Source organism: Pseudomonas sp. G(2018) (assembly GCF_005502415.1).
Classification (GTDB): Bacteria; Pseudomonadota; Gammaproteobacteria; order Pseudomonadales; family Pseudomonadaceae; genus Aquipseudomonas.
In genome coordinates, this window is record NZ_SCOO01000046.1 from 25,553 (window position 1) to 41,892 (window position 16,340).

The following is a 16,340-nucleotide window of genomic DNA, read 5'->3' on the forward strand; positions in this document are numbered from 1 at the left end:
CTGCAAGACGTCACTAAAAACGATCGAAGTATCGTTTAATAAAAACTTCATACTCAAACCACTGATACGTCGCTACTTGCTTGTAATTTCTTGCTTCATATAGGTGCATCGTCTTCACTGCAAGGGCTCACGAATCTTACCAATCTCACATTAAGTGCAAATTTAATTTTAAGAGCGGTGGAAACTTTGCCGCCAACTCATTGATTTGCTGTAGCCAGCGATTTTAATCATAATGAAAACTTATGCCCTGGCAGGTCGTGATCCCCTCCCTGAGCATGTACCTGAAGGTGTACAGACTAAGTACGCAGAGCTGAAGTAGTGCAAAATCTTTGTCGACTTTAAAAAAAAGGGAGGGCATCCATTGCCCTCCCCTCCTCTGTCCACGCTCCCTGCGACAATACTGATCAGGACCTCAAGTGGCGAGAATGAAGTCTGCGGCAGTGACGGTTGTTGCGTCGGCCACACCGACCAGGCGGATGGAATCAGCTATTCCTGGGGAGCTGATCAAGGTATCCGCACCGACATCGGTGATGATGACGATGCCGGCAAAGGTCGCAGCCGTGACGCCGAACGAGGAAATATCGAGCCGGTCCTGGCCTCCCACAGCGTTGGCATCAAAACCGATGATCTGATCAGTCCCGAAGCCCGCTGCGAACATGAAGATATCGTTGCCGCTACTGGCAACCATCATGTCGTTACCGGCACCTCCCGTGACCGTATTGTTGCCAGTACCGCCATCGATAAAGTCATTGCCGATACCCCCCAACAATATGTCGTCAGCGTCACCACCGAGCAGCGTGTCGTTGCCTGCTCCACTATTCAAGACATCCGCGCCATCACCGCCATCGAGAACGTCATCGCCAGTGCCGCCGTTCAGGGTATCCGTGCCAATGCCACCCAGCAGTTGGTCGTTACCGGCGTCGCCATTGAGCGTGTCGTTACCGGCGTTGCCGATAAGGATGTCGTTGCCGCCGCCACCATTGAGGGTGTCATTACCTGCCCCGGCGGTGATGACGTTGTTCAACCCGTTGCCGTTGCCGACGAGGTTGCCGACTCCGGTGTAGGTCAGGTTCTCGACATTAGCGGCCAGTGTGTAGCTGGCCAGCGACGTCTGCACGGTATCCGTACCGCCACCCGTCACCTCGACCACTACGTCTGCGGCTGAATCGACGATGTAGGTGTCGTTGCCGGCTCCCCCCACCAACTGGTCAGCACCCGCACCGCCATTGAGGACGTCGTTACCGACCCCGCTGGTGATGGTGTTGGCCAGCGCATTACCGGTGCCGGTGAAGTTACCAACACCGGTATAGGTCAGGTTCTCGACGTTGGCACCGAGCAGGTAGTTAGTCAGACTGGTTTGCACCAGATCGATACCACCACCCAGTGCCTCGGTGACGGTGTCACCGACGTTGTCGACCACAAAGGTGTCGTTGCCGGCACCGCCATTCATGGCATCCGCGCCGAGCCCACCGTTGAGGGTGTCGTTGCCGTCCTCGCCATTGAGGACGTCGTTGTCGTTTCCGCCGTTGAGAATGTCGTTGCCAGTGCCGCCAAACAACTGGTCAATACCGGCCAGACCATTGAGCGTATCGTTCCCGCCCAGGCCAAGCAGCACATCGTCACCCGCGCCGCCGGTGAGGATGTTCGCGAAATTGTTACCCTGCAGCAGCACGCCAACCGCTGCCGTCGCCGCCGAGGTCAACGTCTCCAGCGTGCCGAAGCCATCGGTGTAGCGCACGATCACCCGCAGTTGCAGATTGCCCTGCGCCGCACCAGGGGTGAAGGTCGCAGCGGTCGCGCCGTTGATGTTGGTGAAGGAAGCTCCGACACCTTGCTGCCATTGGTAGCTGAAGGTGCCCAGCCCGTCCGCATCGGCAATCCCGGCAGTCAGCGCGGTCAGCACCTGCCCTTGGGCCGGTGTCGTATCGCTGATCAGCAAAGCACCTGTCGGTGCATCGTTGACGTTGGCCACGGGGTCCGAGGGATCGGACGCAACGCTCTCTGCCACACCGAAGTCATCCACGTAGCTCACCACCACTCGCACCTGGTCGCCGACCTGGTCCTGGCCAAGTGTGAACGTGCTTGCGGTGGCTCCGTCGATGTTGACGAAGCTGACCCCGTTGGTCGCCTGCCACTGGTAAGTGAACTGCGGGTTGCTGAGGCCATCTATGTCGATGATGCTCGATGGGTCAGCGGTCAACAGTTGGTTCTGCACCAAAAGCCCGGTAACGGTCGGCCCCGCGGTCGGTGTGCTGTTCGTCGACGAGTCGACGATCTCCAGCGTGCCCTTGGCATCCTGATACACCGCCCGAACGCGGATGTTCAGACCTGCCACATCGTCCGTTACCCGGTAGGTGGTGCCGGTCGCCCGCGAAGCTTCGCCGGCGTTGACAACAGTGATGTCCTCATAGATGCCCGTGCCAGGAATGTTTTCCACCTGCCAGTAGTAAGCCACCGCACCGGTCACCACGCCGGTCGGATTGACCCCGCTTACGTTGTCCGCATCGTGTACCGACCCACCGCTGACGCGCAGCAACTGGCCGGCCACAGGCGTATCGTCACGCAGACCGGTAGCATCATCGAGGATCGCCAGATGACCCGATGGGCCCTCGTTCAAGGCGGTGCCAACGCCGGACGACTGCGCCAGGTCAGAGAACTGCAGACGCTCGATGCCAGTCAGGCGATCGACACCATCACGCCCCGCCACCAGGTCGGTCACGATGACAGTATTGCCCTCGACAGAGACGATGTATTCCGTGGAATTACCGGAGAACACCGCGGTGTCGAAGCGGTCATTGCCGGTCAGAATCTCCCGTTTGATGATTAACTGACCCGGGTTGTACGTACCATTCAGCATGAACGGAACCAGCGGTTCCATGCTGTCGAACGTGGCGATTTCCGGGCCAGTGCCATCAGCATTCGCCCGTACGCTGATGCGTACGTTCAGCCACTTGTCACCATCGATGATGTCGTCGCCACCGCGACCTTCGATCAGGTCGCTGCCGCTGCCACCGAGGATGATGTTGCCGCCATCGAAGAACGTCGCTCCGGCCGGCAGCACATCCGCCAGGCCGTCGATCAGGTTGATGTTGGTCAACACACTGCCGGTTGCACCCGCGCCGGGTAGCGATGCGGCATCTTGGTTGTCACCGCGCAGGAAGTCACCGTGCGCGGAACCCGACAGACCTTCCATGATGTCGAAGCGCACCAGCGCCGAGGCCCCCGAACCCGGTACGGGCGGTACATCGAAAAAGCGGTCACTCATATCGATGCTCACGCCCTGGGCAAGCCCCTTGAAGGTCGCCCAGTCAAAGCCGGAGCCGCCGATATAGCGATCACCAAAGCCGAGACTGCCGACCATGATGTCATCGCCGCCTTCACCGTTGAACTTATCATTCTCGTTGCCGCCAATGAACACATCGTGGCCGATCACCGGGTCATTGCCGAGCGGGTCGAAGTTATCGCCAGGCGCGCCGTCGGACGTGCCCTTCTCGATCCAGTCGTCGCCTTCGTTACCCATGTCCTGTTCGTTGGCCTTGCTGCCCAGGATGAAGTCGTTGCCTTGACCACCGATGGCCTCGGACGCGTCCTCACCGGTCACGATGAAGTCGTTGCCGAACCCGCCAATGATCAGGTTGACGCCGTTGCCACCGTGCAGCACGTCGTTGCCGTCGCCCCCCTGGATGTTATCGTCGCCGCCCAGGTCGCTGATGATGTCGTCGCCGGCGCCACCGCGCAGTTGGTCGTTGCCGTTACCCCCTTCGATGCGATCGTTGCCGCCATCGCCCCAGACCGTATCATCACCACCCCCGGCGATGAGGATGTCGGCATTGTGGGTGCCGCCCAGCACAATGTGCTCTTCACCTGTGTACTTGATGTAGTTGGCATCCGGTTCTGCGGTCAGCGGGTTGTCACGGAACACCACCTGCTGGTTGTTTTCACTGAGTGGATCGGCGTTGCCCAGGCCTTCGTTGTACTGCTTGCTGCGTTCCATCTCCAGGTAGAACGCCGGATCCGAGAACACCAGGCCCGGCAAGTGCGTGGCCGAGGTGTTGGCCATGATCAGCCTGGCGAACGAGTTGCTTTCCAGCTCGGCATTCATCGACAGGCCAGAGGTACGCTCCAGGTAGTAGAAACGGTCGCCGTCCTGCAGTTTCTCCATCTGGTTCTCGAACACGAAGTTGAAGGTCGAGCCGAGCATGCCACCAAACGGTGTTTTCTCTTCGGCCAGGCCGCCGATCCATAGATCGATGGCGTCGACACCCGTGATCGTCACCCCCTTCAGATCGTCGGCAGTCCCCAGTACCCCATCCTTGCCGGCCCGCGTTTCGTTGGCCCAGTCACCGGTGCCATTGAGGAACTCCAGGCGATCGGATGGCTCATTAACACCCCCATCGCCGAAGACCAGCAACATCGCCGCGGCGCGCTTGGCTTCCATCGTGGTCGCCCCCGTGATCGTGCCATGGGTGCCGTAGGCCGCGATAAAGTTAATCAACGACTCCGGATGCTTGAGGTGCTGCAGCAGGTCGACCCAGCTGGTGTACGGCTTGAGTTGGGTATCACCGGTCTGGCTGTAGATGTCGCGGCGAATCGCGTTGAGCGAGGGAATCCCCACATCGCGGCCACGGGCGATGTTGATCGCCGGCAGGTCGAGTGGCAGGCCGAGCAGGTTGTTGCGCAGCGCCTCGGTGACGAACTCGTCGATTTCGTTACCGGCTTGCCGAGTCACCCCACGCACGATCGCACTGGTCGCATCCTCTGGTGTCACGCCACTGGCGGCATAGGCCAACGGGTTGAGGAACGCCGCGATCAAGCCCAGTTGCTGATCGGGATCAGCGCTGTTCGGATCGCCAATCACGTCAAAATTGGCGTCGTAGCGATCGACGGTCTCGGTCAGCATCGAGTGGCCAAACCGGTACACGGTGTGGGCAAACTCGGCGACGATCGAGGCATCGAGGTCGACGTCATAGACCTGGGTCGGTGCGAAGAACAGGTCAACACGGGGCTGGATGGTCCGCGCAAACTCCTCGAACACCAGGTGTTGATACTGCATCTCGGTACCGAACTTGGCCGCCTGGAACAAGCGCTCGCCGTTCCACACCAGCGCGTCGATCTCGGCCTGGTTGGCGGGCAAGGCAGCCACCGGGGTGAGCAGCCACTCGTTGAGGAAGGCTACGTCACCTGAATCGAGCACGGTGTCCTTGGTCTGCGCGACCAATCGGTTGTGCTCGGCGTGGAAGATCGCATGCACAGCAGTCAGGCCGATGTTCTCGTTGACCCGGCCGTCGCCGGCGATGTAGTGAGCGTCAAGCAGTTCGTTGTCGTAGGTCAGGTTGTTGCCGCGTACGCCAACCTCCTGCGCATTGCCGACCTCGTCGCCACCGTCCGCCTGCAGGACCCCGCCGGCGATCACCGGCACAGCGTTGTGGGCGATGTCGTTGAGGAAGGCATGGCCGGTGCGTACCGCGTTCACGAGGCTTACCGGGTTGGTTGGATCGCCTTCGATCAGGGTCGTGACGTCGTCGGCGGTGCCGGCAAGGTCGTCCAGCCCGTTGTTGAGCCGAATGATAACCTGCGGGAAGCCGTGATCCCCCTTGATGAAGTTGCCATAGGCGTCCGTCGCCAGCAGCGGACCGCTGTCGATATCGGCGTCGGTGAGATCAATGCCCAGAACGTCACGTGCCTGCGCCTTGACCACCTTCCAGGTCGCCATGCCACCGATTTCGGTGTCGTCCGAGGTTCCGTACTTGCCGTCCAGCCCCAAGTCACGATTAGTGATCAGGTTGCCGGTCGCTTTAGGGCCGTCATCCGTCATCACGTATCCGCGCAGGAACACCTGGTGCGAGGGGTGCGAGCTGTAGGTCTGGTTCTGGTCCACGAACGGCGTGGTGGTGTTGGTATGTTCATGAATGTCGTCGGCCGTACCGAGCTTGCCATCCGCCCCTGGCTGGTTGGTCGCGCGGGTCACCACCATGAAGTTGGTGTTGCCGCCCGGCACATACAGCGGATCGTCAGTTTGCAGCGGGATATAGATGGTGCCCGAACCGCCCTTGGTCACCAGGTCCAGGCCATGATCGAAGAACTGCCCGAAGAAGGTCATCCAGGCGTTGAACGGCGCGGACAACCCCGCATCCGCCGTGGTGTTCTCGAACAAGTACACATCGTGGTCGTCGCCCGTACCGAACTGACCATCCATGCCGGGGCTGGCGACTATGCGTACGCCATCCTTGAGCACGTCGTCGTTATTGCTGCCCACTACGCCGAAGTCGAGATGACCGTTCAACCCCGGGTCGTAAGCCGTGGCATAGGCCGCCGGGTTGTTCGAGGTCTGGTCGACGATCAGGTTACTGATGGTGCGCGGCTGCGAGTCAAACACAGCGCCGCTGTTTTGTGCATACGATGATCCCGGGATGGCCGGCGAGCCGGGGCCGAAGAAATCGGCAGCCACACCTTCCGCCGGATTGAACACCGGATCGGAAACGCGCGGGAAGGTGTTGTCGGCGGCACCGTACTCGGTGTGATTGTTGCCGTTGAGGTTCAACAGGTTGTTGTTCGATCCGTCGACCGTACGCAGGCCCAACGGCGCGCGGATATTCGGGATCAGCGAGAGGATGTCCTGACCGGCCGCGTCCGCTTCGGCAATCTTGATCTGATCAAGGATGAAATTGAGGTCGGAGCGGACCATGTGAAGGCCCTCGCCACCCTCGGTGGCATCGTCCACCGGAGCCTGCGTCGTGGGCACAACCGGTGCGCCGGGAGCCACCACGGCCGTCGGCTGCGAGAACACCACTTCCGTCGTGCCATGGCCATCCTGGTAGATCGCCTTGACCCGCAACGACAATCCGGCGAGGTCGGGAAAGACCTTGAACGTGGTGCCGTTGGCACTCTGGAACGCCTGGTCACCGGCAGGCAGCTCGATGATGTCTTCGAACACACCGCTGCCCGGATCCGCCTCGAATTGCCAGTAGTAGGACACCGAGGTGTTGTTGAGATTACCCCCGATATTGTCGGCATCGGTCACCCCGGCCACGCTGACGGTCAGCATGTCGCCCACCGTAATCGCGCCGCCGTTGCCATCGGCGATGGTCGGTCTGCCGACCGGTTGGGCATTCCCTGGCGCCAGCGACAACTGTCCATCGGCGAACTGCAGGCGTTCGATATGCAGCAGGGTATCGGTGCCGTCGCGACCCGCTGCGGTGTCCGCCACCGTCCAGACATCGTCCGCCACATTGGCCGTGCCACGGGTGTCACGGGTCACCACATACTCGGCCTGGTTCCCGGAGAAAATCGCGGTGTCGAAGGCGGCCCCGCCCGTCGAGGTACCGGGCAGGATTTCCCGCACGGCCTTGAGCTGCCCTGGGCTATAGGTACCGTCCATCATGAACGGAATCATATCGACCATGCTGTCGAAGGAGGTGATCTCGGGACCGGTGTGGTTGGTATCACCGGGGGCATAAACCGCAATCCTGACGTTGAGCCATTTGTCGCCGTCGATCAGGTCATCACCACCGCGGCCCTCGATCAGATCACTGCCATCGCCACCCAAGATGATGTTGCCCGTTGCAAAGCCTGTGGTCGGCAAGCCGGCGTCGGTCAGAAACTGCTCCAGCCCGCGGATCAAAGCCACATTGGTCAACGCACTGCCCGTAGTGCCACCGTGATCAACGATAGTGACCGCATCAACATTATCGCCCTTGAGCACATCGCCGAATTTCGAACCGGACAAGCCTTCAACCTCGGCAAACCGGTCGAGAATCGAGGCCGGTGACGCGCCGACCGGATTGAATACGCCGGCATTCTGGTTTGGCGTATTACCGTGTGGCTGCGCCAATACGGCCATGGTCAGGTCAACAGTTACGCCGATTTTGTCATTTTTATGGGTCACCCAGTCAAAACCAGACATACCATCCATATTGTCCTGAGCATCGCTGCCGACAAAGACGTCATCGCCGCCCTCGCCGATCATTTCGTCGAAGCCAGCCCCCCCTACAAAAATGTCGTTGCCGATCACATCATCATTGGCCAAGGGCGCGGCGTTATCGCCAGGTGCACCGTCCTGGGTGCCCTTCTCGATCCAGTCATCTCCTTCGTTGCCAGTGGCTGGCAGGTTGGTCTTGGCTCCGAGGATAAAATCGTCACCCTGACCGCCAAAGGTGGTGCTGATATCTTCGGTGGTGACGATGAAGTCCTGGCCATCGCCTCCCAGAATCAGATTGCCCCCGGCAAGCATGCTACCGGCCATGATCACATCGTTACCGGCGTTGCCTTCCAGACGGTTGTCGCCGAACGAGTCGGTAATAATGTCATCGCCTGCGCCGCCCAGGACCGCATCGTTGCCGGCACCGCCTTCGAGGAGGTCGTTGCCGCCGTCGCCGTAAAGGGTGTCATCGCCGTCACCGGAAATGATGATGTCATTGCCGGCGGTGCCGCCCAGGACCACATGGTCTTCACCGTTGTACTGCAGATAATTGCTGTCTACATCCGGGGTGTCGGGGTTGTTGCGAATCACCAGCTTCACGACTTCCACACCGTTGATCATGATCCCGCCCGTCGGGTCGGCAGTGCCGTTCGCCCCCAGGCCGGTGAACTGTCTGGTCTGATCCACCTCGAGGGTGAACGTCGGCGTCAGGAACACGGTGTTCGACAGGTGGGTGACATCGCTGTTGAGCATGATCAGCTTGGCAAAGGAGCTGTTCTCCAGCTCGGTGCCGAAGTTCAAGCCCGCGGTACGCGACAGGTAATAGAAGCGGTCGCCGTTCTGCAACGCCTCCATTTGGGTTTCAAACACGAAGTTGAACGTCGAGCCGAGCATCCCGCCAAACGGCATTTTCTGCTCGGCCAGGCCACCGACCCAAAAGTCGATGTCGTCTACGCCGGTGGTGGTCACACCGTTGACCATGGCATAGATGCCTGAACTGTTAAGGAATGCCAGGCGATCGGCCAGATCGGCGGTAAAGGTACGCGCATCGTCAGTGCCTTCGTTGATCACCGCGCTGCCGCCAAACACCAGGGCCGCAGCGACCGCACGCATCTCAACCAGGGTATCCACATCGGCCGCGATCAACGCGCTGTGGGTGCCGAAGGCGGCGATGAAGTTGACCAGGGATTCGGGGTGCTTGAGGTTGTTCGCCAGGTCGACCCAACTGATGTACGGCTTGAGCTGGCTATCGCCCGTCGTCTCGTAGAATTCACGCCGCGCCTCATTCAATGTGGGGATGCCCGTTTCTCGGCCGCGCGCCAGGTTCAGGGCCGGCAAATCGAGCGGCAGTCCCAGCAGGTTGTTGCGCAACGCCTCGGTGACGAACTCGTCGATCTCGTTGCCAACCTGACGGGTCGCACCGCGAATGATCGCCCCCGCCGCTTCGTCCGAAGTCGCTCCGCTGCCGGCGAACGCCAACGGGTTGAGGAAGGCCGCGATCAGCCCGAGTTGCGAATCCGGGTTGTTCGGGTCGGTGAGCATCGGATTGAACTCGGGATCGAAACGATCCACGGTCTCGGTCAGCATCGAGTGGCCGAAGCGGTACACCACGTGGGCAAACTCGGCGAGGATGGCCGGGTTGATCGAAGTGTCATAACCGTTAGGGGCAAGGAATTCGTCGATCTGCGGCTGAATGGTCCGCGCGAACTCCTCGAACACCAGGTGCTGGTACTGCATCTCGGTGCCGAACTTGGCGGCCTGGAACAGGCGTTCGCCGTCCCACACCAACGCCGCGATCTCGGCGGTTGTGGTTGGTATCGCGGCCACATCGTCCGCCAGCCATTCATTGAGGAAGGCCAGGTCGCCGGCGGCGAGAATGGTGTCCTTGGATTGCTGGACCAGGCGGTTGTGTTCGGAGTGGAACACATGGTGCACGGTGGTCAGGCCGATGTTCTCGTTCACCCGACCATCGCCGGCAATGTAGTGAGCATCGAGCAGTTCGTTGTCATAGGTCTGGTTTCTGCCACCCGCGCCAACGGCCTGTGCATTACCCACATCGGTGTCACCATCGGCCTGCAGAACCCCGTCGACGACGACCGGCGCAGCATTGTGGGCGATATCGTCGAGGAAGGCATGACCGGTGCTCACGGCGCTGGCCAGACTGATCGGCGCATCCCGGTTGCCTTCGACCAGCTGAGTGACGTCATCAGCCGTTCCGGCAATACCGTCCTCACCGTTACTGACGCGCATCACCACCTGCGGCATGCCGCTGGGCCCCCGAATGAAATTGCCATACGCATCGGTTGCCAGCAGCGGCACGTTGTGCACATCGGCGTCGGTGAGGTTGATGCCGAGAATGTCACGGGCCTGGGCTTTCACCACTGCCCAGGTCGCCATGCCGCCATTTTCGCCGTTGCCATCATCGGACGTGCCGAACTTGCCATCGACGCCAAGATCACGGTTGGTAATCAAGCGCCCGGTTGCAATCGGGTCGCCTGCCGCGTTGAGGGTGTACTCGCGCAGGAACACCTGATGCGACGGGTGCGAGCTGTAGGTTTGGCTCTGGTCCACGAACGGCGAAGTGGTGTTGGTCTGGCCATCGTCGGCAGTGCCGACTTCTCCATCCGCGCCGGCGGTACGCACGGCACGCGACAGCACCATGAAGTTGGTATGGCCGCCCGGTACGTACAACGGATCGTCCGGCTGCAGCGGCACAAATACAAAGTCGTTACTGCTCTTGGTGACCAGGTCCAGGCCGTGGTCGAAGAACTGGCCGAAGAAGGTCATCCACGAGTTGAAGCTGGCGGTCAGGCCGACGTCCGGCGACTGGTTGGGGATGAAGAACACTTCCTTGTCGTCTTCCGTGCCGAACACGCCGTCCAGCCCGGGGCTGATCACCGGGTCGGCGCCGCCGTTCGCCGCCTCCGCAGCCGGGTTGCTGGCGGTCTGGTCGACGATCAGGTTGCTGATGATCCGTGGCTGCGGGTCTTCCACACTCCCCGTCCCCTGGTAGGGCGCCCGATACGCGGGGTCAAGCAGACGCAGGAAGGAATTGTCCGCGGCGCCAAACTCGCTTTGCCCGGCGACCAGGTTGTTGTAACTGCCATCGACGGTGCGCAAGCCAAATGGCACCTGACTGTTGGGTAGCAAATCACTGAGGCTGGTACCGGCCGCATGCGCTTCTGCGATGAAGATTTGCTTGAGGATGAATTCCAGGTCCGACTTGTTGAAATTGGCCATTTCGATTGCCCTCGATCTATATGGGAAAGGCTCGGGACGAAAAAATCCTCCCGCGCCAAGTCACGTGCTGGCTTGCGCAGTTCGTTGGTTCAGTGTTTGGCGAGAGCAGGCGTGGGGCAGGCAAAGCCGTCCCTTGCGCCAGTGAATGCGCGCCTGGAATTCGCTGGATGAAATGCTCGCTGAGCGATCAGGCAGAGCGATTCCAAGCCCTTGGTGGGTCATGGAATCTGGAAGTCGAAGCGAACTTCCGGAATAGCTCCGTCACTGTGCAAAAGAACGAAATGCTCGACATGCTGTGCTCCTTCAGGGGAGGCCGTGTCCTGCACTGCCAAAGCGATAGCAGGCTTCGGGCGGGCGTCCCCCAAACATGACTAAAGTTCCATAGCAACAGGCTGTCAATATTACGCCGCAAAAAAAACTCGAAGATTGTTTGATCTGCCAACTATCTGTTCTTTAACGATATATAGGCAATTCAAATGACGGCTAGAGCGAAATGTTATTTCAAACTGTATCGCTAGAGAAACAAACGCCACCTACGCTGCTGCATTGAAAGCATTTTTTTTTGAACTTTTTTCAGAGCGCTATAGCTTGTGTCGACGAGCGGCCTGCGCAACCACATCTAGGGTTCGGCACGACACTTGCCTCGCCAGTTGTGCCGCAAGGGAAACCGCATTTCGGAGAGGGACTATCAACATGCACAAGCAGTCGAACATCCGCTCCGAACTGGCCACCGCGATTTTTCGCCTGCGCCGTAGTTTTTACTCGTTGGCTGGCTTCAGCGGCGTCATAAACGTCATGATGTTGACGCCAGCGGTGTACATGCTCCAGGTCTATGATCGGGCGCTGGTCAGCCGCAACGTCACGACTTTGACGATGCTGACGTTGCTGGTGATCGGCCTGTTCCTGCTGATGTCCACGCTGGAATTGGTCCGCACCCGCGTGCTGATCCGGGTCGGCAACTGCCTCGACATGGACCTCAACCGACGCATTTTCACCGCAGCATTCGAGCGCAACCTGAGCCGCGCCGGTGGCAATCCGGCCCAGGCCCTGCAGGATCTCGCGCAGGTTCGCCAGTTCATCACCGGCAATGCTCTGTTCGCTTTCTTCGATGCACCGTGGACGCCGATCTACTTGCTGGTCGCCTATCTGATCCACCCGCTGCTCGGACTGGTCACCCTGATCGGCTCGCTGATTCTGATAGGCCTGGCTTATCTCACCGAAAAGGCGACGCAGAAGCCGCTGGCCGAAGCCAATCAGGCCGCCCTCTCCTCCGCCTGCTACGCCAACAACAACCTGCGCAACGCCGAGGTCATCGAGGCCATGGGCATGCTGCCGTCGATCGGCAAACGCTGGTACCAAAGCCATTTGCGCATCCTGGAAATGCAGACCCTGGCCTCCGACCGTGCCGCCCTGATCAGCAGCATCGGGCGCTTCGTGCGTATCACGTTGCAGTCGCTGATTCTTGGCGCCGGCGCACTGTTGGCCATCGAAGGGAAGATCACCCCCGGGATGATGATTGCCTGCTCGATCCTCACCGGCCGCGCGCTAGCCCCGGTGGAACAGGTGATCGCGTCATGGAAGCAACTGCTCGGCTGCCGCTCGGCCTGGGGCCGGCTCAACGAGATGCTTGAAGACTTTCCGCGCCGACCACCGAGCATGTCGCTGCAGCGTCCGCTGGGCATGCTGGCGGTGGAGAATGTGTATGCCGGCTCACCCGGCACCAGCAACACGATTCTGCGCGGGGTGAGCTTCAACCTTTCCCCCGGCGAAAGCCTTGGCATTATCGGTCCATCCGCGTCGGGCAAATCCACCCTCGCCCGCCTGCTGGTCGGCGTCTGGCCGGCACAGGCCGGCAAGGTACGCCTGGACGGCGCGGACATATTCACCTGGAACAAGGGCGAACTTGGCCCCTGGCTCGGTTACCTGCCACAGGACGTGGAGCTGTTCGAGGGCACCATCGCCGATAACATTGCGCGCTTTGGCGAAGTGGACAGCGACGCGGTCATCCAGGCCGCCAGAACGACGGGGGTGCACGAGATGATCCTGCGTTTTCCCCAGGGTTATGAGACCCGTCTGGGCACCGATGGCAGCCCGCTTTCCGGTGGCCAGAAGCAACGCATCGCCCTGGCCCGCGCGCTGTATGGAGAGCCCAATCTGATTGTGCTGGATGAGCCGAACGCCAACCTCGACGACGTCGGCGAAAAGGCTCTGGTCGATGCCCTGGCCCAACTCAAGAGCCGTGGCGCCACCGTCATTCTGATTTCCCATCGTCCAAACGTGCTTTGCGCCGTCGATAAGGTGCTGATGCTGCGCGACGGCGGCGTGCAGATGCTTGGCACACGGGACGAAGTATTCGCAGCGCTGCGCAAGGCCAGTGTGATGCCGGCAGGCGCATCGACTCCGCTGGCCTCCGTTAAAGCACGGGAGTGACCCGATCATGCAAATGAGCCAACACACGGACATGATTCACGCCGATCCCAGAAACGAGGTGGATCTGGACGTCGGTAAACCCCTGCGCCGAGGGATGTGGCTGGTACTCGCCGGGTTCGGCGGCTTCCTCCTGTGGTCCTGGCTGGCACCACTGGATGCCGGCGTGGTAGCGACCGGTACGGTAAAAGTCACCAGCAATCGCAAAGCCGTGCAACATCTGAGCGGCGGCACCGTGGAGGCCATTCTTGTTCGTGAAGGCGATGCAGTAAAAAAAGGCCAGGAACTGGTCCGACTCGACTCGTTGCGTGCCATTGCCGAACAGGGTGCCGTCAGCGCCCAGTACATCGTCACCAAGACCGTGGAAAACCGCCTGGAAGCGGAACGTGACGGTCGTGATGTGGTGACCTACGACCCCGAACTGCTCAAGCGTTTCGGCAATGACCACCGTCTGGTGGCCGCGATGAATCTGCAACAACGCTTGCTCGATACCCGGCGCGCTGGCCTCACTGGCGAAATCAGCATCCTGCAGGAAAACCTCGCGGCCTCGGCGGTGCAGCTCAAGGGCTTGCAGCAGGTCTACGGCGCCCGCGCCTCGCAGATCAACTTCCTCAACCAGGAGCTACAAGGCACCCGCGTACTGGCGGCCGAAGGCTATGTGCCGCGCAACCGTCTGCTTGAGCTGGAACGCAGCAACGCCGACCTCTCCGCAGGCCAGGCCGAAAACCTCAATAACATCGCTCGCATACGTAGCCAGACCACTGAAATCAAGCTGCGCATCTTGCAGCGCCAACACGATTACCAGAAAGAAGTCGAATCGCAGCTCACCGACACCGCCAAGGAAAACACCACCCTGGCCGACCGCTTGCGTGCACTGGACTATGAAGTGACCCACACGGTGATTCGCTCGCCCATCGATGGCATCGTCCAGTCCCTGAGCATCGCCACCATCGGCGGGATCATTCAGCCGGGCTTCAAGATCATGGAAATCGTTCCGGACAACGAACCGCTGCAAGTCGACGCGATGATTCCCGTACAGGCCATCGACAAGATGGTCCCGGGACTGGACGTGGACATCGCCTTCCCGGCCTTCAACCATGCCCAGACGCCCAACATTCCCGGCCGCGTAAAGACCGTCTCCGCCGACCGTCTGCTCGACGAGGAAAGCAAGCAACCGTTCTATCTGGCTCAGGTAGAGGTCACGCCCGATGGCATGAGCCTGCTTGGCAGCAACCACATTCGTCCGGGCATGCCCGCCAGCGTGACCATCAAGACTGGCGAGCGCAACTTGATGAGCTATCTTCTCAAACCGATGCTCGAACGTGTCGACAGCGCCTTCAAGGAACAATGAAATGGACCGTCATTGCCTGGTTTTCTGCCTGCTGGGGCTGTCCCTCCCGGTCAGCGCCATGGACCTCAAACAAGCCTGGGATCTGCTGCAGTACCAGGGCCCTGTCTACCAGGCCGCCGTGCATGAAAAAGAGGCCGGCCTGCAAAACCGCGCCATCGGCCAAGCCGGCCTGTTACCGCAGATCAGCGCCTCGGCCTACGACAACAAGGTCAATGGCACCCAGCGCCAGAGCGGTATCGAAAGGGATCTGGACTACGACTCCAAGGGCGCTAACGTGCGACTGCGCCAACCGCTGTTCAACAAACAGAAAATGGCCGAGTACCGTCAGGGTCAGCAGCGTGCCGACTACAGCGTCGCGGTGTTCGATGCCAAGAGTCAGGACGCCGCCGTGCGCCTGGCCGAAAGCTATTTCGACGTACTCCTGGCCAGCGAAACCATCGTACTCGCCAAGTCCAAGTTGAGCGCCTTCGATGAACAACTTGCCTCTGCGAAACGGCGTATGGAGCTGGGGGCCGGCACCATCACTGACATCGACGAGTCGATCGCTCGCCGCGACCTGGCCGAAGCCGAGCTGATCGAAGCGCAGGACAACCTGATCAATGCGCGCCGCAAGCTGGAGGAATACATCGGAGAAACCCCTGAATCGCTGACCACCTTGCGTCCGGGCTTCGATACACCACCGCTGCTACCGAGCAACCTGCAAGACTGGCTGATCAAGGCCCAGACCGATAGCCCGCTGATCCATGCGCGCCGTCATAGCAGTAACCTCGCTGAAGAAGAGGTGAAGCGCGCCAGGGCTGGCCACTGGCCGACCTTGGATTTCGTGGCTGGCTACACCGCGGGCGATAGCCAATCAATCTCCGAACTCAATCAACGCAACCGCTACGGCTCAATCGGGCTGGAAGTCAATTTCCCGCTGTACAACGGTGGCGGCACCACCGCGCTGACACGCCAGGCCAGCGCGAATAGTTTCAAGGCCCTGGATGAACTCGACGCCACGCGCCAGGAAGTCATCTCCGGAACCACCCGTGAATTTGCCGGCATACACAGCGGCGCCAAACGTATTCATGCGCTGGAGCGGGCCGTGGAATCCAACGAGCGCTCACTGATTTCGACACGCAAGGGCTTCAAGGAAGGCGGCACCAGCACCAACTCGGACGTCCTCAACGCCGAAGAGCTGCTGTACGTTGCGCGTCACGATCTGTTCGAGGCCAAGTTGCGCTACTTGATGTCGCGTCTGCGCCTGGCCTCTTCGGTGGGCAGTCTGGGCGACGACGATATCGACCACATCAACAACTACCTTGGCCCGGAACTGCTGGTCACCAACTGACGTTCACCTGTAAGCCGGTCCCGGCCATTGATGGCCGATCGGCCATCCCTACTGCTGTCTCTTATACACATTCT

General features: G+C 60.4%; 4 protein-coding genes. 3 read left to right on the top strand and 1 reads right to left on the bottom strand.

Annotated features, from left to right (window positions below):
• Window positions 1-412: 412 nt before the first annotated feature.
• Window positions 413-11,158 carry a peroxidase family protein gene (locus FFS64_RS28310; RefSeq protein ID WP_137808051.1) on the bottom strand — a complete coding sequence of 3,582 codons (10,746 nt, stop codon included), beginning with the start codon at window positions 11,156-11,158 and terminating at the stop codon, window positions 413-415.
• Window positions 11,159-11,851: 693 nt separating this feature from the next.
• On the opposite strand from FFS64_RS28310, the gene FFS64_RS28315 reads away from it, so the two are divergent.
• From FFS64_RS28315 to FFS64_RS28325, 3 genes are read left to right on the top strand one after another with little or no spacing between them, the layout of a single operon-like run.
• A complete protein-coding gene (locus FFS64_RS28315; protein ID WP_137808052.1) occupies window positions 11,852-13,588 on the top strand; it encodes a type I secretion system permease/ATPase in 1,737 nt (578 codons plus the stop codon).
• A 7-nt stretch (window positions 13,589-13,595) separates the two neighbouring features.
• The gene (locus FFS64_RS28320; protein ID WP_137808053.1) at window positions 13,596-14,936 is read left to right on the top strand and encodes an HlyD family type I secretion periplasmic adaptor subunit; all 1,341 of its coding nucleotides are present in this window, start codon (window positions 13,596-13,598) and stop codon (window positions 14,934-14,936) included.
• 1 nt (window position 14,937) lies between these two features.
• A complete protein-coding gene (locus tag FFS64_RS28325) occupies window positions 14,938-16,266 on the top strand; it encodes a TolC family outer membrane protein (RefSeq protein WP_137808054.1) in 1,329 nt (442 codons plus the stop codon).
• The last annotated feature ends 74 nt before the right edge of the window (window positions 16,267-16,340 follow it).